This is a genomic window from Rhizobium sp. WW22 (assembly GCF_047041135.1).
Taxonomy (GTDB): Bacteria; Pseudomonadota; Alphaproteobacteria; order Rhizobiales; family Rhizobiaceae; genus Rhizobium.
In genome coordinates, this window is record NZ_CP178199.1 from 514,530 (window position 1) to 535,806 (window position 21,277).

At 60.2% G+C, this 21,277-nt stretch carries 18 protein-coding genes, 2 pseudogenes and 1 riboswitch; of the genes and pseudogenes, 7 read left to right on the top strand and 13 right to left on the bottom strand.

Annotation, left to right across the window (positions count from 1 at the left end):
* The first annotated feature begins 8 nt into the window (after nt 1-8).
* Both ACK83U_RS21340 and ACK83U_RS21345 read left to right on the top strand, forming a co-directional pair.
* Nucleotides 9-929, top strand: coding sequence for a LysR family transcriptional regulator (locus ACK83U_RS21340; RefSeq protein WP_112608549.1), 921 nt, complete (start codon nt 9-11; stop codon nt 927-929).
* A 108-nt stretch (nt 930-1,037) separates the two neighbouring features.
* Nucleotides 1,038-1,412, top strand: coding sequence for a VOC family protein (locus tag ACK83U_RS21345; RefSeq protein WP_112608551.1), 375 nt, complete (start codon nt 1,038-1,040; stop codon nt 1,410-1,412).
* 91 nt (nt 1,413-1,503) lie between these two features.
* On the opposite strand, the gene ACK83U_RS21350 is transcribed toward ACK83U_RS21345, so the two are convergent.
* Together ACK83U_RS21350 and speB are read right to left on the bottom strand one after the other, a co-directional pair.
* Nucleotides 1,504-1,800 (bottom strand): hypothetical protein, encoded by a 297-nt coding sequence (locus ACK83U_RS21350; RefSeq protein ID WP_112608553.1) that lies wholly within the window; start codon nt 1,798-1,800, stop codon nt 1,504-1,506.
* A 155-nt stretch (nt 1,801-1,955) separates the two neighbouring features.
* Nucleotides 1,956-3,010, bottom strand: a pseudogene (gene speB, locus ACK83U_RS21355) (agmatinase).
* Between the two features lie 96 nt (nt 3,011-3,106).
* Between speB and ACK83U_RS21360 the strand changes: the two are divergent.
* A complete protein-coding gene (locus ACK83U_RS21360) occupies nt 3,107-4,270 on the top strand; it encodes an aminotransferase (protein ID WP_112608557.1) in 1,164 nt (387 codons plus the stop codon).
* Here the strand turns inward: ACK83U_RS21360 and ACK83U_RS21365 are convergent.
* From ACK83U_RS21365 to ACK83U_RS21380, 4 genes are all read right to left on the bottom strand, one after another.
* A complete protein-coding gene (locus ACK83U_RS21365; RefSeq protein ID WP_112608559.1) occupies nt 4,267-4,785 on the bottom strand; it encodes a flavin reductase family protein in 519 nt (172 codons plus the stop codon). The genes ACK83U_RS21360 and ACK83U_RS21365 overlap by 4 nt on opposite strands.
* An 11-nt stretch (nt 4,786-4,796) precedes the next feature.
* A complete protein-coding gene (locus tag ACK83U_RS21370) occupies nt 4,797-6,137 on the bottom strand; it encodes an LLM class flavin-dependent oxidoreductase (protein WP_112608561.1) in 1,341 nt (446 codons plus the stop codon).
* A 111-nt stretch (nt 6,138-6,248) separates the two neighbouring features.
* Nucleotides 6,249-7,190: a LysR family transcriptional regulator gene (locus ACK83U_RS21375; protein ID WP_112608563.1), complete on the bottom strand. Its 942-nt coding sequence runs from the start codon at nt 7,188-7,190 to the stop codon at nt 6,249-6,251.
* Entirely contained in the window at nt 7,187-7,930 is a 744-nt protein-coding gene (locus ACK83U_RS21380; protein ID WP_112609127.1) for a UTRA domain-containing protein, read from the bottom strand. Before ACK83U_RS21380 ends, ACK83U_RS21375 begins: the two co-directional genes overlap by 4 nt.
* A gap of 230 nt (nt 7,931-8,160) precedes the next feature.
* On the opposite strand from ACK83U_RS21380, the gene ACK83U_RS21385 reads away from it, so the two are divergent.
* From ACK83U_RS21385 to ACK83U_RS21400, 4 genes and pseudogenes are all read left to right on the top strand, one after another.
* Complete coding sequence (locus ACK83U_RS21385) at nt 8,161-8,988, top strand: transporter substrate-binding domain-containing protein (RefSeq protein WP_112335940.1); 828 nt, start codon at nt 8,161-8,163, stop codon at nt 8,986-8,988.
* A gap of 96 nt (nt 8,989-9,084) precedes the next feature.
* Nucleotides 9,085-9,725: pseudogene (locus ACK83U_RS21390) on the top strand (amino acid ABC transporter permease).
* Nucleotides 9,722-10,390, top strand: coding sequence for an amino acid ABC transporter permease (locus tag ACK83U_RS21395; protein WP_112608565.1), 669 nt, complete (start codon nt 9,722-9,724; stop codon nt 10,388-10,390). Before ACK83U_RS21390 ends, ACK83U_RS21395 begins: the two are co-directional and overlap by 4 nt.
* On the top strand, nt 10,387-11,178 hold the full coding sequence (locus ACK83U_RS21400) for an amino acid ABC transporter ATP-binding protein (RefSeq protein ID WP_112335937.1): 792 nt from the start codon (nt 10,387-10,389) through the stop codon (nt 11,176-11,178). Before ACK83U_RS21395 ends, ACK83U_RS21400 begins: the two co-directional genes overlap by 4 nt.
* A gap of 235 nt (nt 11,179-11,413) precedes the next feature.
* Here ACK83U_RS21400 and atzF read toward each other — a convergent pair whose 3' ends face one another.
* The 7 genes from atzF to ACK83U_RS21435 are packed head-to-tail and all read right to left on the bottom strand — an operon-like array spanning nt 11,414 to nt 21,013.
* A complete protein-coding gene (gene atzF, locus ACK83U_RS21405; protein ID WP_112608567.1) occupies nt 11,414-13,225 on the bottom strand; it encodes an allophanate hydrolase in 1,812 nt (603 codons plus the stop codon).
* Nucleotides 13,225-16,761, bottom strand: a complete 3,537-nt coding sequence (uca, locus tag ACK83U_RS21410; RefSeq protein WP_112608569.1) for an urea carboxylase — start codon at nt 16,759-16,761, stop codon at nt 13,225-13,227. Before uca ends, atzF begins: the two co-directional genes overlap by 1 nt.
* A 1-nt stretch (nt 16,762) precedes the next feature.
* Nucleotides 16,763-17,413, bottom strand: coding sequence for an urea amidolyase associated protein UAAP2 (locus tag ACK83U_RS21415; protein WP_112608571.1), 651 nt, complete (start codon nt 17,411-17,413; stop codon nt 16,763-16,765).
* Between the two features lie 15 nt (nt 17,414-17,428).
* Nucleotides 17,429-18,247 (bottom strand): urea amidolyase associated protein UAAP1, encoded by an 819-nt coding sequence (locus ACK83U_RS21420; protein ID WP_112608573.1) that lies wholly within the window; start codon nt 18,245-18,247, stop codon nt 17,429-17,431.
* Nucleotides 18,248-18,249: 2 nt separating this feature from the next.
* Entirely contained in the window at nt 18,250-19,071 is an 822-nt protein-coding gene (locus ACK83U_RS21425) for an ABC transporter ATP-binding protein (protein ID WP_112608575.1), read from the bottom strand.
* A complete protein-coding gene (locus ACK83U_RS21430) occupies nt 19,068-19,886 on the bottom strand; it encodes an ABC transporter permease (RefSeq protein WP_112608577.1) in 819 nt (272 codons plus the stop codon). The genes ACK83U_RS21425 and ACK83U_RS21430 overlap by 4 nt, the downstream gene beginning before the upstream one ends.
* A 53-nt stretch (nt 19,887-19,939) precedes the next feature.
* A complete protein-coding gene (locus ACK83U_RS21435; protein ID WP_112608579.1) occupies nt 19,940-21,013 on the bottom strand; it encodes a putative urea ABC transporter substrate-binding protein in 1,074 nt (357 codons plus the stop codon).
* A gap of 74 nt (nt 21,014-21,087) precedes the next feature.
* Nucleotides 21,088-21,201, bottom strand: a riboswitch (guanidine-I (ykkC/yxkD leader).
* Nucleotides 21,202-21,277: the final 76 nt, after the last annotated feature.

Here is a 21,277-nt window from a genome sequence, read left to right on the forward strand (position 1 = left end):
AATCTACAATGCAGCCATTCACGCTCCAGGAAATCCAATGTTTCGATGCGGTGGTCCGCGAAGGCGGCTTTCAAGCGGCAGCCTCCGTGTTGAACCGGTCGCATACGGCCGTGTTTGCGGCGATCGCCAAGCTCGAGGCCAATCTCGGCGTCGCCCTCCTCGATCGTACCGGCTATCGCGTAGATCTCACCGAAGCTGGTCGCTCCTTTCATCGCAAGGCGCAGGCCCTGCTCGGCGAAATGGAAGCGCTACGGGTGCATGCCCGTCAGCTCACAATGGGAGAGGAGACGCATCTGCGCGTGATCCTTGGCGACACCTGCCCGTTGCATGATGGCCTGCAATTGCTCGGCGGCTTCTTCGCCGGCTGTGCGAACACGCGGCTCGACCTGCATTTCGAGACGATCGGCGGACCATCCGAGCGGCTTTTCGAAGACGAAGCCGACCTGATCCTCCATTGGATCGATAAATCCGATCCGCGGCTCGAATGGATCGATCTCGGCGCGATCTCCTTCGTGCCGGTGGTTGCTCCCGAATTCCTGCCATTCGCACCCTCGCGATCGATCACTCCCGAACAAATGCGTGGGTTGACCCAATGCATCATCCGAGACACGGCGCGCGATATTGCAAAACCCAGTTTCTACGTGGTCGAGGGGGCACCGCAATGCACGGTTGCCGATCACGCGATGAAGAAGGAGATCGTCCTTCGCGGCATGGCATGGGGGCATCTGCCCCGCTTCATGATCGAGGAGGAGTTGCGTGACGGACGTCTGCTCTCCATCACGGGACAGCATTTCCCGGGCATGGATATCGACCTTGTGGCGGCACGCCGCCGCGACCGCCCGCACGGACCCATCGCCAGCCGACTCTGGCACTACATCCAAACGCATCCCCGATTTGCGGATAAGGCCTCGACTTCATCGCCGAGATGAGCAGAATGAGTAGGAGATCGCTCTCCATCAAGAGCTTTGCGGCTGGCCTACGGCAAGGTTAGGCTAGCATTGAATGGGAGCCATTGGGTATTTTACCGGAGATGAAGCATGTTCACTCACGTCATGATCGGCAGCAACGATTTGGAACGAGCCAGAAGCTTCTACGACGCCACATTCGGTGCATTGGGTGGTAATCCGGGCGAGATGGATGAGCGAGGCAGACTGGTCTATATCCACGAGGGTGGCCGGTTGATGATCACGAAACCGATTGATGGCAAGCCTGCGACCGCGGCTAACGGCGGGACTATCGGTATAGCCGCCGCGAGCCCCGGCCATGTTCTGGCGTGGCATGCCGCCGGTGTCGCGCATGGTGGCATGGCGATCGAAAGTCCGCCCTCCGAGCGCCCGAACGGAGCATTCGTCGCATATCTTCGCGATCCTGACGGAAATAAATTGTCCGCGCGGTCTCAGCCGACGAAATGAAATGAGCGTCAAGCGACGCCTGGGGGACAACAGCCACAGTAATGTCGAGTTCGGGCGGATTTCCGTCACGGCAGCATCAGGTCAATAGCGGTCAATCCCCTCTTTCGGGGATCAGGCGTATCTGAGTTCCATGACGTGCCGAGACCTTGATCGCCGTCGATATCTCACGAAGCGGTCCACGCGCGACGAGCGCCTCCGGCTGAGGGACATTTCCAGGACCCGCATCGATAAAGGCGGCCCAGTCGTGTTCGGAATCGAGCATCGCCATGAACGACGTTGCGACGATTGCTTCGCCGCAAGCGGCGCATCGGAGTATGTATGAGCCTCCGTGGACGATCGATTCGGTCTTGTCTAGTCCGCATGAGGTGCAGACCAACGTATCACTCATTGCGTCACCCCAATGTCCACTGGCTCAAAGACGTCGCGACAACAGTGTGTCGACATGCGTTCCAAGAGGACCGATGGCGACACACTATTGTCTGTTCCGTATCGCCATGAAAACCCAGCCTATGCGGCGAAATTGCCTTTCGCTGAACACAATGCTCAGCGGTTGCCGATCGACGGACTGAACACCATGAGGCTGAGTATCTCGAAGAGCACCTGAGCTCCGGCATGTGCGGTGTTGGCGTCGCGTCATATTGGGGAGCGACTTCGACGACGTCGCCGCCTACGAGATTTATGCCCTTCAGCCCGCGTATCAGCTCAAGCACTTCGCGCGTTGTCAATCCGCCGATCTCGGGCGTGCCTGTACCGGGGGCAAAACTCGGATCGAGGCTGTCGATGTCGAAGGAGAGATAGGTCGGGCCGTCACCGACGATGGATTTGGCCTTGGCGATGATGGCTTCCATCCCCATTGCGCTGATGTCTTCTGCGTGGATCACGGTCATTCCTGACTTATAGGAGAACTCCCATAGATATTCCGCCGAACCGCGGATGCCGATCTGGATCGTCCTTGTCGGATCGACCACGCCATCCAGCACGGCGTTGCGAAACGGTCCGCCGTGATGAAACTTCGTCTGATCGAAGGCGCCGCTGGTGTCGCAGTGCGCATCGATATGAATGAGACCCACCGGCTCCTTCCGGCCGACCGCCTTCAAAATGGGATGGGTAATGGAGTGGTCACCTCCGACCGAGAGAGGCACGACGCCGGCATCGACGATCTGGCCGATACGCTTTTCGATGTCCTCGTGACTGAGCTCCAGCCTATAGCGGCTCTGGAACGGCACGTCGCCAATGTCGGCGACGCGAAGATCGAAGACCGGCGCCGTTCCCAGAACGTGGTTATAAGGACCGATCCTTTCGATGGCGCGAAGGGCGCGTGGTCCGAAGCGGGAGCCGGGGCGGTTGGTGACGCCGAGATCCATCGGAATTCCCGTGATCGCGACCTGGAGATTGCCGAAATCAGGCTCGTCGGCTGCGACCTGCATGTAGGGCGCGCTGAGGAAAGTCGGCACACCGGCATATGGTGCCAGTCTTGTGCCGCTCTTGGAGATGATCTTCTCTGCGACTTTGCGAAACTTCTCGTCGAATATCTCGCCGCCTTTGCTGTCTGCAAATTCCGCACGCAGCTGTTCGAGCCGCATCTTGTCCCACACCATTCGCATGCGTCTCCACTTGAGATCCGTATCACTCAACAAAGAGGTTGAGAAAGCAATTGGTATCGTTGTAGCAATCGGTATCAAAGAGAAATCGATATGACCGCTGCAAAATCCAATTCGCTTGTTGCCCGCCTCTCCCCTCCACCCATCCCTTCCGTTGTTGCCTGGGGCCGCGAATACAAGGGATTGAGGGGTCCACTTATTGATCTGTCGCAGGCCGTGCCCGGTTATCCTGCGCATCCTGAAATGCTGCGTCTGCTTGGCGAGACGGCTGCACAACAGGCGATGACGGGATACGGCCCGATCGAGGGCGAGCCTTTGCTGCGGCAGGCCTATGCCGCACATGTCGCAGAAGTTTACGGCGCGGACATATCTGCCGGCAATATCCATATCACGGCCGGCTGCAATCAGGCGTTCATGTGCACGGCGATTGCTCTTGCTGGCGCCGGCGATACGGTCGCGCTCACCAATCCTTTCTATTTCAATCATGACACGACGCTGTCGATGCTGGGAATCGGGCGGGGGCTGGTCGAGTGCGATCCCGCAACCGGCTTTCTTCCGGATCTCGGTTCAGCAGAGGCCGCGCTTTCCGCCGGCGCGAAGATGCTTGCCGTCGTGACGCCCAACAATCCTACCGGAGCAGTCTATCCGCCCGAGCTGCTTCACGCGCTTTTCAGGCTCTGCCGAAAATATGGCGCCTGGCTGGTCGTTGACGAAACCTACCGCGATTTCCTGGCCGAAGATTACGGTCGGCCGCATGCCCTGCTGTCGGAGCCGGGTTGGGAGGATACGCTCGTTCTTCCCTACAGTTTTTCGAAATCCTTCTGCATCCCCGGTCATCGCCTCGGTGCCATCACGACAGGCCCCAGGCTCATCTTGGAGATCGCGAAGGTCATGGACAATATGCAGATCTGCGCCCCGCGTTCGGCTCAGATCGCAGTCGCGGCGGCTCTGCCTATCCTTGCCGACTGGCGGGCCGGCAACCGGCTGGAAATTGCTCGCCGTACCGATGCCTTGAGGGGAGCGTTTTCCGAGCTGGCTGGCTGGGAGATTGCAGCGATCGGCGCCTATTTCGCCTTTGTTCGCCATCCTTTCGAGGGCCGATCGTCGTCCGAGGTGGCCGAAGAACTTGCGAGGGAACGCGGCGTGGTCTGCATTCCCGGGGCATATTTCGGCGAGGGGCAGGAGCGCTACCTCAGATTTGCCTTTGCCAATGTCGATGTTGCCTCGATCAGGTTATTGCCGGATCGTCTACGCTAGACAGGCTCATCAACCGCCGCCGGGAGGTCATGATAGCCACCTCGCCAGTAGAGCAACGGTCCGATGTCCTGCCGGATTTCCATCGCACAGATATGCCCGATCAGAATGGCATGGGAATGGTGATGGAATGCGGTTTCGAGCTTGCAGTCGAGGACCGTCAGGGCATTTTCAAGTGCGGCGGCACCTGTCTTGAGGCGATACCACCCGGCACCCTCGTAGCGGTCGGCGCCCTTGCGTCCGCCAATGCCGGAAAAGGATTGCGCGACGTGCTGTTGGTCGGCCGCAAGCACGTTGACACAGAAACAGCCATACCGCTGCAGCGCCGGCCAGGAGGAAGAGGTCCTGTTGATGCTGACGATGACGGAAGGCCGATCGGCTGAAAATGAGGAAACCGATGTTGCGGTGAAGCCGGTGCGGTCTTGGCCGTCACCGACCGTTATCACGCTGACCGCACCGGCCAGATGACGCATCGATAGTCTGAATTCCGCATCGCTGATCAGAGCCTCGTCACCCATTGGACAGGCCCTCAGCTCTTGGCAAAGCGGTTTGCCGGCATGGAAATGCCGAGGTTTTCGCGAAGGGTCCTGCCTTCATATTCCTCGCGGAACAGTCCGCGGCGGCGAAGCTCCGGCAGGACGAGCCGCACGAAGTCGTCGAGGCTGGATGGCAAGGTCGGAAACATCAGGATAAAGCCGTCGGCGGCACGCGTCTCGAACCACTCTTCCATGTAGTCGGCGATCTGGGCCGGCGTGCCCGTTATGCCATTGCCGGTGTGTTTCTCGGCATAGTGCCGGATCAGTTCGCCGACCGTGTGGCCGCTCTTGACGAAATCGACCAGTTCGTCGAACAGGGCACGCGACCCTTTCGGAGCGGCCGGCAGCCGCTCCATCGGGAAAGGCGCATCGAGAGCCACGCCCCGCAGGTCCGCCTCCAGGAATTCGGAGAGCATCAACCGCCCGACATCGGGATGCATCTTGTCGATCAGATAGTCCACCTTCGCCTTTGCCTCGGCCTCGGTTTCACCGACATTGACAACGATGCCCGGCATGATTTTCAGATCATCCCGATCGCGGCCGTAGGCGGCCATCCGGCCTTTGACATTGTCGTAGAAGGACCGGTTCCGCTCGATGTTCGATGCGAGGCTGAAGACGATCTCGGCCGTGCGTGCCGCCATATCCATTCCGGGTTCGGAACCACCCGCCTGGGCGATGACAGGACGGCCCTGCGGCGTGCGCGCGATATTAAGGGGGCCGCGAACCTGAAAGTGCTTGCCCTTGTGGTTGAGCGTGTGGTGCTTGTCCTTGTCATAGTAGACGCCGGATTCGCGATCAAGAAGGAGTGCGCCTTCCTCGAAACTGTCCCAAAGGCCGAAGACGACATCGACGAATTCGTTGCCGCGCTCATAGCGCAGCGCGTGCGGATCGAGCCCCTCGCGATTGAAGTTGTAGCCGGTTTCGTCATGGTCTGACGTGACGACATTCCAGCAGGCGCGGCCCTTGCTCAGATGGTCGATCGAGGCAAACAGACGGGCTACATTGTAGGGCTCATAGTAACTCGTCGAGACTGTCGCCACGAGACCGAGATCGTTGGTCGTGACCGCGAGTGCCGAGAGCAGCGACAGGGGCTCGAAGCGGTTCATCTTGGTTGGAATCCGGGCGAGCGCATTCGGATCGCCGACGGCCGCTGCCGGAGAATCGGCCATGAACATGAAATCGAATTTCGCCGCCTCGGATCGTTTGGCGACATCGAGCAGATGCGCGAAGTCGTTGGCGCCGTTGACATCGCTTGCCGGATGCAGCCAGGAGGCTGGATGAAAGCCGAACGTATAGACGAAAGTTCCGAGTTTCATCTTGTCGGTCCGTGCCATCGAATTCTCCCTTTATATCGGCCACGCAGTCCCGTTGAAGGCGAATGCGCAAATTATCGCCAGGCGCAAAATTTCATCAATATCGTGCACCTGAGTTCCGTTTTAGTTTTTCTAAAATGTTGGTGCGGGCGCCGATACCAGACCCTGCTGGCGGGAAATGGCGACGAGCCAATCGCGAAACTGGCGCCCGTGCGGTTTTTCCAAGGCAGCCCGGTCCCAGGCGAGAAAGTAGCTTTCGCGCAGGGGAATGCGTATGTCGAGGGGAATGATGAGCGTTTGCGCCTCCAGCTCATCTGCAATCATCGACATCTGCGCGAGGACGACGCCGCGCTTGTTGACGGCAGCGTCGATTGCGCTGCTCGATAAGGTGAAGGAAAGGTCGGCGGCGGTTTCCTCGAGTGCCGCTCCCGTCTTCGCGGCGAATTCCAGCCAGCTTGGATAGGGCGTGAAATGCCGCTCCCATTCGACATGCAGGAGCGGATATTGAAGAAGTTGCGTCGCAGAAGGCGCTTTGCCCTTGATCAGGGCCGGCGAGCAGGCGGGAACCACCCAATCGCGGAACAGCTCGGTATAGTGTTCGTGCTGCAGTACGTCCGATCCGTAGCTGATGCGGAAATCAATGTCGTCGAAGCCCATGCGTGGTTCCTTGTCGCGACCGACGATCCTGACATGCGCATTTGGATGGAGGGCCTGCCAGTCGAAGATCCGGCGCCCGATCCATTTGTTGACGACGGAAGATAGCGCGCTGAGAACCAGGGCATTCTCGTTGCGAGCCCGTTCCAGGATCTGCTCCGCGGCTGCGAATTGTTCGAAACCTTTCGATATTTCCTGATGATAGAGTCGCCCCCATTGGGTGAGCTCCACCGTTCGACCATTGCGCTCAAGCAAGGTGACGCCGAGAAAGCTTTCGATCTTCCGAATCTGCTGACTGACCGCCCCGGGCGAAACCTTCAGCTCCAAGGCTGCGGCGCTCACGCTGCCGCAACGGCCGACGGCTTCAAAGGCTTGCAAGCCCTTAAGCGGAACTGCCCTGTTAATCCGTTTGTCGTTCAAGAAGTGCTTCCTTGCGGTGGTTGATCGATGACGCCTCTTTCATTGGGATGAAAGTCGCCGGCGAACTGGAAACGATCGCCGGGATGGATGAATTCGACATAGGTGACCGTGCGACTGCTCTGCCATGTCTGACGGATGAGCGTCAGGCAGGCTTCACCGCGTTCGGTCTCAAGCAAGCGAGCCGTCGCAGCATCGGCCGAGACGGCTCGAATGACATGCCGGGCCTTCGACCAGGGCACCCTGTCCAGCAACCATTTGCCTGGTGGTACCGAAGCGAAACTCTCGGTTCTTGCTGAAGGCACCAAGTCCAGCATGATGATGCGCCGCTCCAGCGCATTCGCTTTGCCATCGACCGCATGCAGGCAATGGAGCCGCAGGATTTCCGCCCCCATGGTTTCGCCAAGCCGCATCGCGGTGGCAGAATCGAGCCTTTCGACTTTCCGCATCAGCATCGTGTGGCTATGTTCGTGTCCCGCCAACTCCGCTTCTGTGGAAATATCCTGGATGTCCATGACCGTGCGATCGATTTGCCGCGAAGCGACAAAGGAGCCGAGCTTGCGACGACGTATGATCATGCCACGCTCAGCCAGGGTCGAGAGCGCCTTGTTCACGGTCATCCGAGAGCATTGATATTCTTTCAGCAGCTCGTGTTCGACAGGTATTCGGTACCCCGGCGGCCAGATGCCGCTCACGATCCTGCTTTCGATATCCTTCAGAATTTTCTGATGAATTGGGACCAACGCTCGCCTTGCTCCGGCAATGAACTCAATGTCCGTGAAAACCGCTTCTGCCAGATCCATCGGGCATCATGCGGCATAATTCTTGCGTTCGTTATGTTTTGTATTTGACAGTGTAGGCGAGGCTGTATCTATTTGTATAGACAAAAAAGGTCATAGAAATCGGCCTGACGGGACAATGCTTGGGGAACCTGAACCTTCCAAGGGAAGGGTACAAAACTGGAGAGAAAGACATGACGAAGAATTCGCTTCTGAAGGGGTTGGTTGGCGCCGCACTTTTATTTGGCGCAACGATTTCGGCCCATGCGGCTGACACGCTTGCCGCGGTCAAGGCCGCCGGCACCCTGAAGGTCGGCACCGAGACGGCCTTCGCCCCGTTCGATTTCATCGATGCAGGCAAGCACGTTGGCTTGAACGTTGACCTCTTCGACGAGATCGGCAAGGAGTTGGGCGTGAAGATCGAATGGGTCACGCTCCCATGGGACGGCGTGTTCCCGGCGCTTGAAGCTGGAAAGTTCGACGTCGTTGCCGGTCCGGCAACGATCACCAAGAAGCGCATGGAGCGCTATCGCTTCACGCCGCCGTTGGCCGAAGCGACCATTGCGATCCTGAAGAAGGCGGGTGACAAGACGATCAGCAAACCGGAAGACATCGCCGGCAAGAAGATCGGCGTCGGTAAGGCGACGGCGCAGCTCGATCAGCTCAAGGAATTTTCTGACACCCTGCCGACGAAAGCCGATATCCGCGAATATCCGGCCTTTACGGAATCCTACGCCGACCTGGCAGCCGGCCGTATCGCCGGCGTTGCCAATTCGCTGCCGAATATTGCGTTCGTCGCCAAACAGCGTGAAGGCACGTTCGAAGTCGTGCTGCCGCCCTTCGGCAAGAAGTCCTATTTCGGCTTCATCGGCTTGAAGGATGCCGATCACGCGCCGCTGATGGACGCCATCGATGCCGCCATGCTGAAGATCAAGGCCGACGGCCGCATGGCGACGCTGCAGAAGAAATGGTTCGGCGCAAGCTTCGACACGCCTGACGCTGTCAAGGACCCGGCATTCTGATCAGTCCTCGGAAACCGGCCGTGCCCGCTTTTTGTCGGGTACGGCTGACGACCGAGATCCCAGCTTCCTGGTCACCACGCGGGCGAACACTCAACAATGTCCATCGAGCTCTTTGGATTGCTTGTACAGGCATCCATCTACACGGTGACGATCAGCTTTGTGTCGATCTTTATCGGTTTTGCAATTGCGATCCTGATTTCGGGAATGTTGCTGACGGGGCGTAGCCTTTTCGTGCGACCTGCCCAGTTTTTCATCAGCTTTTTTCGCGGCGTGCCGCTGCTGGTGCAGTTGCTGCTGATTTACAATCTGCTCCCGGCTGTCGGCCTCAACGTGCCAAGCATCGTGGCCGCCGTCATCGGCCTGTCGCTCTGCACAGCTGCCTACCAGGCAGAGAATCTGCGCGGCGGCTTTGCCAGCGTGCCGTTGGGCCTTGTGGAGTCGGCGGAGATGGTTGGCCTGACGCCGCGCCAGATCTTTCGCCGCATCAAGGTTCCGATCGCGCTGCGGCTAACCTTTCCGGCTCTTGTTAACGAGGCGATCCTCATTCTGAAGGCATCGTCGCTGGTCTCTGTTGTCGGCATCGTAGAACTGACCCGTATGGCCCAGGATCTTGCCGGCAGCACCTTTTGCCGCTGCAGATCTTCGCCTCGGCCGGCCTTATCTATCTCGTGATCAACTGGGTGGTGGCGCTTGCCGGCGGCTTGATCGAAAGCAGATTGCCCGGAGTACCGCGATGACCTTCGACATCAACGTCCTGATCGGGCAGTGGCCCGCCATCCTCAGCGGCGCCGGCGTAACGATCATGATATGGATTATAGGCACCATTGCCGCGGCCGTTATCGGTTTCCTGATGGCGGTTGCCCGGCAATATGGCGGCGTGGTGGTCGATAAGGTGCTGGGTGCCATCGTGGCGGTGCTGCGCGGCACGCCGTTTCTTATCCAGATCTTCCTCGTCTATTATGGCGGCCCTTTCGTCGGTCTCGAGCTCGATCCAGTGCCTGCCGGACTGATCGGCATTTCGATCTATGGAGCGGCTTATTTCAGCGAAATCTTCCGTTCCGGATTTCGGGCCGTGCCGAAAGGTCATATCGAGGCTGGCGAATGCGTCGGCTTGACGCGGGGGCAGATCATCAGGCGCATTCTCCTGCCGGAGATGACGATGCTGGTGCTGCCGCCCTGTGTGAACATGACCGTCATTTTGATGAAGGAGACGGCGGTCCTCTCCATCATTACGGTGCCGGAATTGACGGCGACGCTCAGCGCGATCGGATCGCAGCAATATGCCTTCGTCGAGGCGCTTTCGGCCCTGGCGCTCTTCTACTGGGTGCTGGTCGAAGTCACCGGCTGGCTTGGCAACCTTGCCGAAACGAAACTTTCCAGATTCAGGTTTTTCAACGCATGAGCGTCCCCGCTATAGAAGTCAGGAATCTCGTCAAGACGTTCGGAGAGACCACCGTCCTTCATGGCATCGATCTCGCCATCGAGCCGGGGCAGGTCTCCTGCCTCATCGGTCCATCCGGTTCCGGCAAGAGCACGCTCTTGCGATGCATGGCTTTTCTTGAAGAGGCAACGCGCGGGACGATCTCCATCAATGGCGAGGTTCTTGGCTTTGCCGAGGATTCTCAAGGGCGCCGTGAACGGATCTCGGCAGCCACCAATCGCTCGATCCGCGCCCAGATCGGCATGGTGTTCCAGCAGTTCAATCTTTGGCCGCATATGACGGCGCTCGGCAATGTCAGCGAGGCATTGAAGACGGTTCACAAGATGAGCCGAAAGCAAGCCGAGGATGCGGCCATGGTGCAACTCGTCAAGGTTGGGCTTGAGGCGAGAGCAGGGCATTATCCGTCACAGCTTTCCGGCGGACAACAGCAACGCGTGGCGATCGCCCGCGCCCTCGCTTTGAAGCCGAAGATCATGCTGTTCGATGAACCGACATCATCGCTCGATCCGGAACTGACCGGCGAGGTCTTGAACGTCATGCGCGACCTGGCAGCCGAAGGCATGACGATGGTTGTCGTTTCGCACGAAATCGGTTTCGCTGCGACCGTCGGCCAGCAGATCATCTTTCTCGATCACGGCAAGGTGCTGTTTAGCGGGCCGCCCCAAGAAGTGTTCAAGAAGCCGAGAAATCCTCGTCTTGAGCAATTCCTCGATACCTATCTCGACCGTGGTGCATCGATGTTGCTCTGATGCTGATGTGGTGACCGGAGTGAGTGCAATCATCTCGTATGACGGCACTCACTCGTCGGCGTTTTCTCTTCGGCATCGGTGAACCCGCCCCGTACAAAATATTTTATTGGTCTCCGAGGCTGCTTTGCTGCGAGCGAGGCAGCTCAGGGCTGCCAATTGCCTGGGTTCTCGCGATCAGGCCATGAAGGACGATTTGCAATGCCTGTAGGAGAATCTTTCTCATCTCGTATCTCCTTTAAACCGTGGCATTCGCGGCGCGAATGAAATTTCGCCAGCCGCCAAACCCGGTGATATCCTTGGCACCGGCTGTGGCATGGGCTTCACAGAGGAATCCGGAAACATGGCTGCCGTCCTCAAGCTGGATCTTGCCGATCCCCAGCGGGGCGGGAATATTCTGGACGAAGTGGGCAAATGCGGTCGGCGGTAACGCCCATACCTCGATTTCGATACCGTTGCCGGCAAAGTTCGGATCGCGCACCAAACCCGGCTTGGGTGGTATCGTCCCCGGCAGGGCGAAAAGTCGGTAACTGCCGTCCGTTCGACCCGTCATCATTCTGTATCCGCCTTTTCCGGTGAGCTCGTGGTTGAGCGGCATGCCGGTCAGATGCGCGCCGACAACGACGATCGGAACGACGTCAGCGGCTTCGGGTGTTACACGGCTTCCGTCCGGCAGTGCCGCCATGCGATCCCTACCCATTCCGCTATTTACCGCTCGATGCATGGCATCGGCGAAAGGGGCCAAAGCGTCGTCGGTAAAGGCCGGCCCGACGAGCATTACACCGGCTGGCAGATGGCCGTCGGCATCGAAGCCTGCGGGTATGGCGATCGCCGCGCAATCAAGCAGGTTGGCGAAATTGGTATAACGGCCGAAATGGCTGTTTCTGACGATCGGATCGGCCTGCATTTCCTCGACCGTATAGGTCGTGGGCGATGTCGGCAGCATCAGGAAATCGACCTTCTCCCACTCCGCCTTCGTCTTTTGCCGCAATGCCTCCAGCCTGTACTTGCCTTCGAAGGCCGCAACGGCATCATAGCCTCGCGCCGCCTCGATGATGGTTCTGACGGTCGGATCGAAATCGCCGGCATTGCTTGCGAGGAAGTCCTTTACCGCCGCGAGGCGCTCGGCAACCCAGGGGCCGTTGTAGAGCAGTTCGGCAGCCAGGCGGAAAGGCGCATAGTCGAAAGGTACGATCTCCGCCCCGAGCGATCTCGCCCTGTCGATGGCGGCATCGTAGAGGGCCTCGACATGCCTGTTGCCATAAAATTCGCGCTCGGCTCCGTCCAGCACACCGACGCGCGGGCGCGCCGACGGTAGGCTCGCTGGAGCCGCTTCTCGCGAGAACGGATCACGGGCGTCGTAGCCTTCCATGATCCGGCGAATGGCGACCCCGTCACCAACCGTCGCGGCGAACACCGTGACGACATCGACGCTGCGGCAAGCCGGTACGACGCCAACATTGGGAGCAAGCCCCGGCGTCGGCTTGATGCCGACGAGATTGTTGAAGGCGGCCGGCACCCGGCCGGAGCCTGCAGTATCAGTTCCCAGCGAGAAGCTCGCAAGACCAGCAGCGACCGCTACAGCGGAGCCGGAACTGGAGCCGCCGGAAACATAGGCGCGATCGAAAACTGAGCGGGGCGCACCATGGGGCGAGCGCGTGCCGTTGAGGCCGGTTGCGAACTGGTCGAGGTTGGTCTTGCCGATGACGATTGCGCCGGCAGCCCGCAGACGCGCAACCACTGTCGCATCCGCTTCGGGATGATAGGCAAAGGCCGGGCAGGCGGCCGTCGTTGGCAGGCCTGCGACATCGATATTGTCCTTGACTGCAAAAGGTATGCCCCAGAGCGGCAGGCTGTTTGGCTCCGGTGCCGTCGCCAGCAATTCCGTCGCCGCAGCTCGCAACGCCTCAGGAGATGTCGGCGTGATGAAGATTGCTGGATCGTCCGATGCTTTGCATCTCGCAATGATCTCCTCCACGAGGTCGAGGGGCGATAGACCTGCTCCATAAGCCTCTTTCAACGAGGTTAGGTCGAGGATAGTAGGCAGCATCAGATTTCCTCCAGAATGACAAGCACGTCGCCGGCCTTGACGTTGCGCCCAGGTGCTGCGCGCAGATCGCGGACGCGTCCCGCAGCGTGGGCGGTGACGTTGATTTCCATTTTCATCGACTCGATGATGGCCAAAGTATCGCCGGCTGCGACCGGCTGGCCTTCCTCGACAAGTATCTTCCAAACATTGCCGGGCACCGCGCTTTCGATGCCGAAGCAACCTTCCGGTATATCTCCGGCAAGGGCAGGGCCTGCACCTTCGTCGACCGAGAAGCTGTCGAGTCCCAGCTCCTTCCAGCGTTGCCGTTCCGCCTCGAAGGCTGCCTGCTGCCTGGACTTGAAAGCACCGATCGCCGCAGCCTCGCGTGCGAGGTCCGCCTCATAGGCAGCGTAGGAGAATTCCGTCTCCTCGATCCTGATCGGATAGCCACCGTGCGGGAAGGCCGCACGCGCTTCGTTCAGTTCGTCATGCGTGACGGGGAAGAAGCGGATCTGGTCGAAGAAGTTGAGAAGCCATGGCTTGTCCTTGGCAAAAACCGGCGTCTGCCGCCAGCTGTTCCAGACCTGGATCGTGCGGCCGAAGAGCTGGTAGCCGCCCGGTCCCTCCATGCCATAGATGCACATATAGGCACCGCCGATGCCGACGGCGTTTTCCGGTGTCCATGTGCGCGCCGGATTGTATTTCGTCGTCACGAGCCGATGGCGTGGATCGATCGGTGTGGCGACCGGTGCACCGAGATAGACATCGCCAAGACCGAGCACGAGGTAGCTGGCATCGAAGACGATATCGCGCACCGCCTGCTCGTCGGGCAGGCCGTTGATGCGGCGGATGAACTCGATGTTGGAGGGGCACCATGGCGCATTCGGGCGCACGAGCTCCTGATACTTACGCATAGCAAGCTCGGCCTGCGGATCGTTCCAGGAAAGCGGCAGATGCACGATCCGGCTTTGGACTTTGACGTCTTGCGCCGGCGGCAGTTTTGCTTCGATCTCGGTCAAAAGGCCAACGAGGCGTTTCCGCGTCAGCGTCGTACCGTCATAATGGATCTGCAGCGAACGGATGCCGGGCGTCAGGTCGATGATCCCAGGCAGGCGTGCCTCGACGACTGCCTGCATCAGCAGATGCACGCGCAAACGCAGGGCGATATCAAGTGTCATCGGCCCGTATTCGATAAGCAGGTTGTCATCACCCTGCCGGCGATAGACGACAGGCACTGGCCCATCCTGGCTTTGGCCGACGATCGCCGATCCGGTCTCCTCGGGTGCACGGCGAACTGTCGGACCGGCGATAGCGTCCTGACTGCGCGCCACCGGGTGAAAACGGATTTTGTCGCCCGGCTTGAACTGGCCCATCTTCCATTGCTCGTCGCGCGCAATGACGGCCGGGCAGACGAAGCCGCCAAGGCTCGGTCCATCGGGACCAAGAATGATTGGCATGTCGCCGGTGAAGTCGATCGCGCCGATCGCATAGGCATTGTCGTGAAGGTTGGAGGGGTGAAGACCAGCCTCACCGCCGTCGCTACGCGCCCATTTGGGAGCAGGGCCGATCAGACGGACGCCGGTGCGGGCACTGTTGAAATGCACTTCATATTCGGTCGAAAACAGCGTCTCGATGTCTTCGTCCAGAAAGAAGTCCGGCGCGCCGTGCGGCCCATAGACAACGCCGACCTCCCAGGTGCGCGTGAGGGCTGCCGGCATGTCCGCAGGCTTGGCCTGAGGCTGCCGTGTCCGTGCCAGTCGCAGCACATGGCCGGTCTGGAGTGTACCGGTCGCGTGGCCTCCGAAGCGGCCGAGGCCGAAGGTTGCCCTAGAGCCGAGCATGAGCGGCGCGGCAAAACCACCTGAAACGGCCAGGTAGGAGCGCTGGCCCGGCCCTTCTATGGCGCCGATGGCAAGCGTCTGCCCTGTTTTTGCGATGACGGCCTCACCATGCGGTAATGGAACGCCATCAAGGCTCATCGGCATATGGGCGCCCGCAAGCGCGATCATGACGTCGGAGAAGATCTTGAGCACCGGGCCCGAGACGGTCAGCTCCAGAGCTGCGGTCTCATCGGCATTGCCGACCAGTCTGTTTGCCTGGCGGAACGAGCGCTCGTCCATCGGCCCGCTCGGTGGCACGCCGACATGCCAGAGCCCCAGCCTGCCGGGAAGCTCCTGAATGCTCGACTGCGCGCCGGGCGCCACCACCTCGATCACGTCGGGCACGAAGGGAAAATCCTTCAGCGCCGTCGTTGCCACCTTGCCGCTGGCGAGCAGTTCCGATCCGGCAATTGCCTTCAGATAGTCGAGGTTGGTTTCGATGCCGGAGATGGAGCTTTGCGAAAGTGCGGTTTTGAGTTTCTCGATCGCGGCCGGCCGGTCTTCGGCCGCAACGATCACCTTGGCAAGCATGGGATCGTAATAGGGAGTGACCTCCGTACCCGTCTCGATCCAGCCGTCGACGCGCGTGCCTTCCGGAAAAGTGACTTCGGTCAAAAGGCCGGCGCTTGGCCTGAAGCCCGCATGCGGCATCTCGGCATAGATGCGCGCCTCGATCGCCGCACCCTTCGGAACAAGTCGATCGTTGCCTGTGATCACCTCTTCGCCGGCCGCCTGGCGGATCATCCACTCGACGAGATCGATACCATAGACGGCCTCGGTGACCGGATGTTCGACCTGAAGCCTCGTATTGACCTCGAGGAAGTAGAATTCCTCGCGTGCGGGGTCATAAATGAATTCGACCGTGCCGGCGGACTGATAGTGGGCGGAGGTGCCGAGTGCCACCGCCGCTGCATGGAGACGTTTGCGCACCGAAGGCGAAAGATCGGGCGCGGGCGTCTCTTCGATCACCTTCTGGTTCCGGCGTTGCAACGAGCAATCGCGTTCGCCAAGCGCGATCACACCGCCTTTGCCGTCGCCGAAGATCTGTACCTCGACATGCCGAGCCTTGGAAACGAAGCGCTCCAGATAGACACGGGCATCGCCAAAGCTTGCTTTTGCCGTGCGTTGCACGCTGTCGAAGGCGGCCTTCAGGCTGGCAGCGTCCTCGCAGAGTTGCATGCCGATGCCGCCGCCGCCGGCCGTAGACTTCAGCATAACAGGATAGCCAATCTCCGCCGCGGCAACGAGCGCCGCTTCGCGGGTTTCGACGAGGTCGCTACCCGGAAGCAGCGGCACCCCGCTTGTGCGCGCCAATTCGCGCGCCGTGTGCTTGAGCCCGAAGGCGGCGATATTGTCCGGCGTCGGCCCGATGAAGACGATGCCTTCCTTTGCCAGCCGTTCGGCAAAGCCGATGTTTTCCGACAAGAAGCCATAGCCGGGATGCACCGCCTCGGCGCCGGTTGCCTTGCAGGCGGCAATGACGGCGTCGCTATTGAGATAGCTTTCCAAAGCCGGCGCCGGGCCGAGCCTGACGGCTTCGTCGGCCATCAGGGATGCCTTTGAGAAACGGTCTGCATCGGAATAGACGGCGACGGAGGCAATGCCCATGCGCCGCAGCGTCCCGATGATCCGGACGGCGATCTCGCCGCGATTGGCGATCAATATTTTCTTGAACATCTCAGGCCTCACCGTCCCATACGAGGACACGGATCGGCGTCGGGTCGAAGCCGTTGCAGGGATTGTTGATCTGCGGGCAATTAGAGATGACGAGGAGCACGTCCATTTCGGCCTTGAGCTCGACATAGTCGCCAGGAGCGGAGATGCCGTCGACGATCGTCATCTCACCTGATGGTTCGATCGGCACGTTCATGAAGAAATTGATGTTGGGCACAACGTCGCGCTTGCCCATGCCGTGCTTTGAGACTTCCAGCACGAAATTGTCCCGGCAGGCGTGAAGATATTTCGTGCCATGGCCGAAACGCACCGTGTTGCTCTCGCAGGAGCAGGCGCCCGCCGATGTGTCATGACGGCCGCAGCTGTCGGCGGTCATCGTCAGCATGACGCGCCCCTCGTTGGAGATGATCCGGGTGCCTGTGGTGATATAGGCGGCACCCTGTTCGCGCATCGTATCCTGGTTGGAATAGCGCTCGGAATAATCCTCGGCATTGTAGAACAGCGTGTCGATTGCCTGCTGGCCGTAGCTATCCTCGATGCGCAGCGTCTGGCCCTTGCGCACGATGGTCGAGAAGGGAGCCTCGGCGGCGATGAAATGATCCTGCACCGCCTTGTCGAGCGTGCGGGACGGCGCGGTCTGAATGAAATCGCTCATGATCGTTCTCCCGGCTCAAAGATTGGCGAAGGCGTTGTTTTCAAAGCCACGCACGGCTTCGGCGGTGGCCGTGCGACACAGATCGTCTTCAGCGATAGGCTGAGCGGCAATGCGGGTCACGGTCACCGGTTTCGGTGCGTAATGCGGGTTTGGATCGAGCGGGTGAGGGCAGTTGGAAAAGCCGACGATCATGTCCATTTCGGCGCGAAGATGGATATAGTCGCCATCGTGCAGTAGTTCCGGCTTCCACACGAACTTGCCGTCCGCATCGACCCGGACGGGCGCGAAAAGCGTGAGGGCGGCGGGAATATCGCGCCGATCCAAGCCTGCTTTCGTTGCGAGCAGGATGAAGTTGTCGCGGCTGTTGCGCAGGCGTTGGCTATATTTTGCCTCGTTGGAGGCGGCGGTGGAGCCTCCCATCAGGCAATCATGGGCGCCGGACGAATCTTCCGTCACCGAGAACATGACGCGGCCCATGTCGGAAAAGATCACGCGGCCCTTCGACAGCGCCGTCGTCCATTGCATCTTGACCGTATCGACAAGGTTCAGCCGCTCGCTCGGATCCGCCGCGTTCCAGGCGATCAGCGATACGGTGGAAAAGGCATGCTCCTGCGCGATGCGCAGCGTCTCACCCGTCTTGACACATGTCGACCAGTACCAGCCGCCGGGGACAGTCTCCCGGTGGAGAATAAGGGCGGGGTCGATCGGCTGAGCGGGACGCGGGCTTGGCGCCGGCAATGCTTTGGGCGCGAATTCCAGCCCCTTCCTTTGATGGTCTTCATACCGCGCGCGATTGGCGGCGATTTCTTCCGGCGAACGTCTGACGTGCTGCATGGCTAAATGTCTCCCGATGGTGCCAGGTCGTCCCGGCGGTGCCCCAGGGAAGAGACCGGGCCGTCCCGGTCGGGGCCAAAGATCGAGGCTGTGCCGGCAATGCGCGGCGGCCAGATGGAAATGTCCTTGGTAATGGTCGCGCCGTAGCGCTCCTTCTCCTCCGGCCGGTCGCGGCGGCGCTCGAAGGCGACGACGCGGGTCGCAAGCGTGAAGGCCTCGCGCATGTCATGGGTCACCATGACCACGGTCATCTGCGTCTCGTGCCAGAGGCGTTTCATCAGCGTATGGATTTCGGCGCGGATGCCCGGATCGAGCGCACCGAAGGGTTCGTCGAGCAGCAGCACTTTCGGCCGCATGATGAGCGCCTGGGCAAGAGCCAGGCGCTGCTGCATGCCGCCGGAAAGCTGGGCCGGATATTTGATCTCGGCGCCGGCAAGACCGACTTCCGCAAGAAGCTGGCGTGCCTCCTCTATGGCGTTCCGGCGCGCCGAGCCGAACAACCTAGCCTTGTAGCGCGAGGCGGCGAGCTCCTTGCCGAGCAGCACGTTGCCGAGTGCTGTCAGATGCGGAAAGACCGAATAGCGCTGGAAGACCACGCCGCGATCGGCGCCGGGTTCCGCAGGCAGCGCCGCGCCATCGAGCAGGATCGTCCCGCGTGTCGGCTGCTCCTGCCCCAAAAGCATGCGCAGGAAGGTGGACTTGCCGCAGCCGGAGGGCCCGACGAGCGCGACGAAGGCACGCGAGTCGACCGTCAGCGAGACATCCTCAAGCACGATCTGGTCGCCATATTCCTTCCAGACCTTTTCGATTTTGAGTTCGCTCATGCCTGCTTCTCCAGTTCGGACCAGGGGAAGACGGCGATGCGGATGCGATCGAGCAGGTAGTTCATGAGCACGGCGAGCAGTGTGATCCAGACAACATAGGGAAAGATCACGTCCATCGAGAGGTAGCGGCGAACGAGGAAGATGCGGTAGCCGAGGCCGGAATCGGACGAGATCGCTTCGGCGGCGATCAGGAACAGCCAGGCCGGGCCGAGCTGCAGCCTGAGGCAGGTTATCAGCCGCGGCAGGATCTGCGGCAGCACGACACGAAGGGCGATCTGCCAGGATGAGCCGCCAAGCGTCTCGGCCTTGACGATCTGTTCGCGCGGCAGTTCCAGCGCCTTCAGGGCCAGATCCCGGACCATCGTCGGTGCGACGCCGATGACGATCAGGGCGATTTTGGAGGTTTCCCCAAGGCCCATGACGATGAAGAGGATGGGTAGCAATGCCAGCGGCGGGACCATGGAAATGACGGCGACGAAAGGCGAAAGAAGCGCTCTCAAATAGGGCAGCATGCCGATCAGCATGCCCAGGCAAAGCGCGATCGCCGTGGAAATGCCAAGGCCGGAGAGCAGCCGGACGAGGCTTGCCCCGGTATCGGACCACAGAAGGTAATCTCCCGTGCGCGGATCGGCGATGAAGGCCATGCGGTTGATGGCGTCGGCAAAGCCGGCGAAATTCGGAAGCAGCTTGTCATTGGCGTTTTCGGCAAGCCTTGAGGCAGAGCCGATCGCATAGGCAATGATGAGCAGCGCAAACGGCAAAAGCGTCAAGGCAAGCTGCGCACCGGGACTTGGCTTGGTATTGATCCAGCGCATGAAAGGCTCCGCGGAAAGGCTGGCGGCGCTGGCGCGCCGCCGTTCAAGGAGGCTTAGAGCGACCCGTCGGTGGCCGACTTCATGTAGGCTTCGGTGAAGCGAAGCTTGACGTTGTTGCCGTCGCCGAGGACCTTGCCGTCGGGCATTTCGATGCCGATGACATCGGCGGAAGGCGCGCCATTGCCCAGAAGCCCCTTCTGGAAGAGGAAGTTGCGCACCAGATCCATGGTCTTCGGCAGGTTCGGCGAGGTGGTGAAGGAAAGCGCGTCGGCGGGCTTGTCGAAAAGCCGGGTTGCGGCGAGCTGCGCCTCGAAGCCCTTGAGGTCGGTGCCCGATGCCTTACCCATGGCCTCGCGGGCGGCCTTGCCCTCCGGCGTGTCGGCCTTCATAAGCGCGGCCGTTTCATACCAGATACCGGCGAGTGCCTTGCCGAAATTCGGGTTGTCCTTGAGCACATTGCTGTTGGCGACCATCAGGTCGATGATTTCGCCTGGCACCTGCGAACTGTCGAAGACTTTCTTGGCCGTCGGGTCCTCGAGAATGGTCGAAACCAGCGGGTTCCAGGTGACAACAGCCGAGACGTCAGGCGTCTTGTAGGCCGCGACCATATCGGCATCCGAGGTGTTGACCACCTTCACGTCGCGTTCGTTGAGCTTGACGCTGTCGAGGGCGCGGGCAAGCAGATAGTGCGAAACGGAATATTCGACGAGGTTGACGTTCTGGCCCTTGATGTCGGCAAGGCTCGTCTTGTCCTTGAGGATGACGGCGTCATTGCCGTTCGAGAAGTCGCCGACGATGACGGCCGTCGTGTCGACGCCGCCGGCAGCGGGAATCGACAGGCCGTCCATGTTGGTCAGCGTCACCGCGTCGAAGGCGCCGGCCGTATACTGGTTCATCGACTCGACGTAGTCGTTAAACTGGGTGACCTCGATATTGATTCCATATTTGTCGGCCCATTTCTTGACGATGCCGTGGTCGCTTGCATAGCCCCAGGGCATCCAGCCGACATAGATCGACCAGGCGACCTTGAAGCTGGTCTTCGGCGCAGCACTGGCGGCGGAACCGAGCCCGAGGGCCAGCGAAACGGACAGGGCTGTAACGGAAAGGATTTTCGAAAAAGTCTGCATTGAAATTCCCCTTTTGCTTTTGTCAAAAAGGGATCGGCAAAGACCATCGCGCCGCCAATCCCTTGGCTTACGAGGTCTCCCGGGCTTTTATCCCGCCGTGCATCCGGTGGGATTTCTCCCCCAGCCGGTGGTGGCTCTCGGACCAGCCACGCTCTCAACGGAGCGCCGGAACCCTAGCCACCAACTCAGCAAAATACGAAGCAAGCGGTGTGCCAGATCGTAACCTATTGATTTTGTTGCCAAGAGGGCGTCACGATTCTGGTG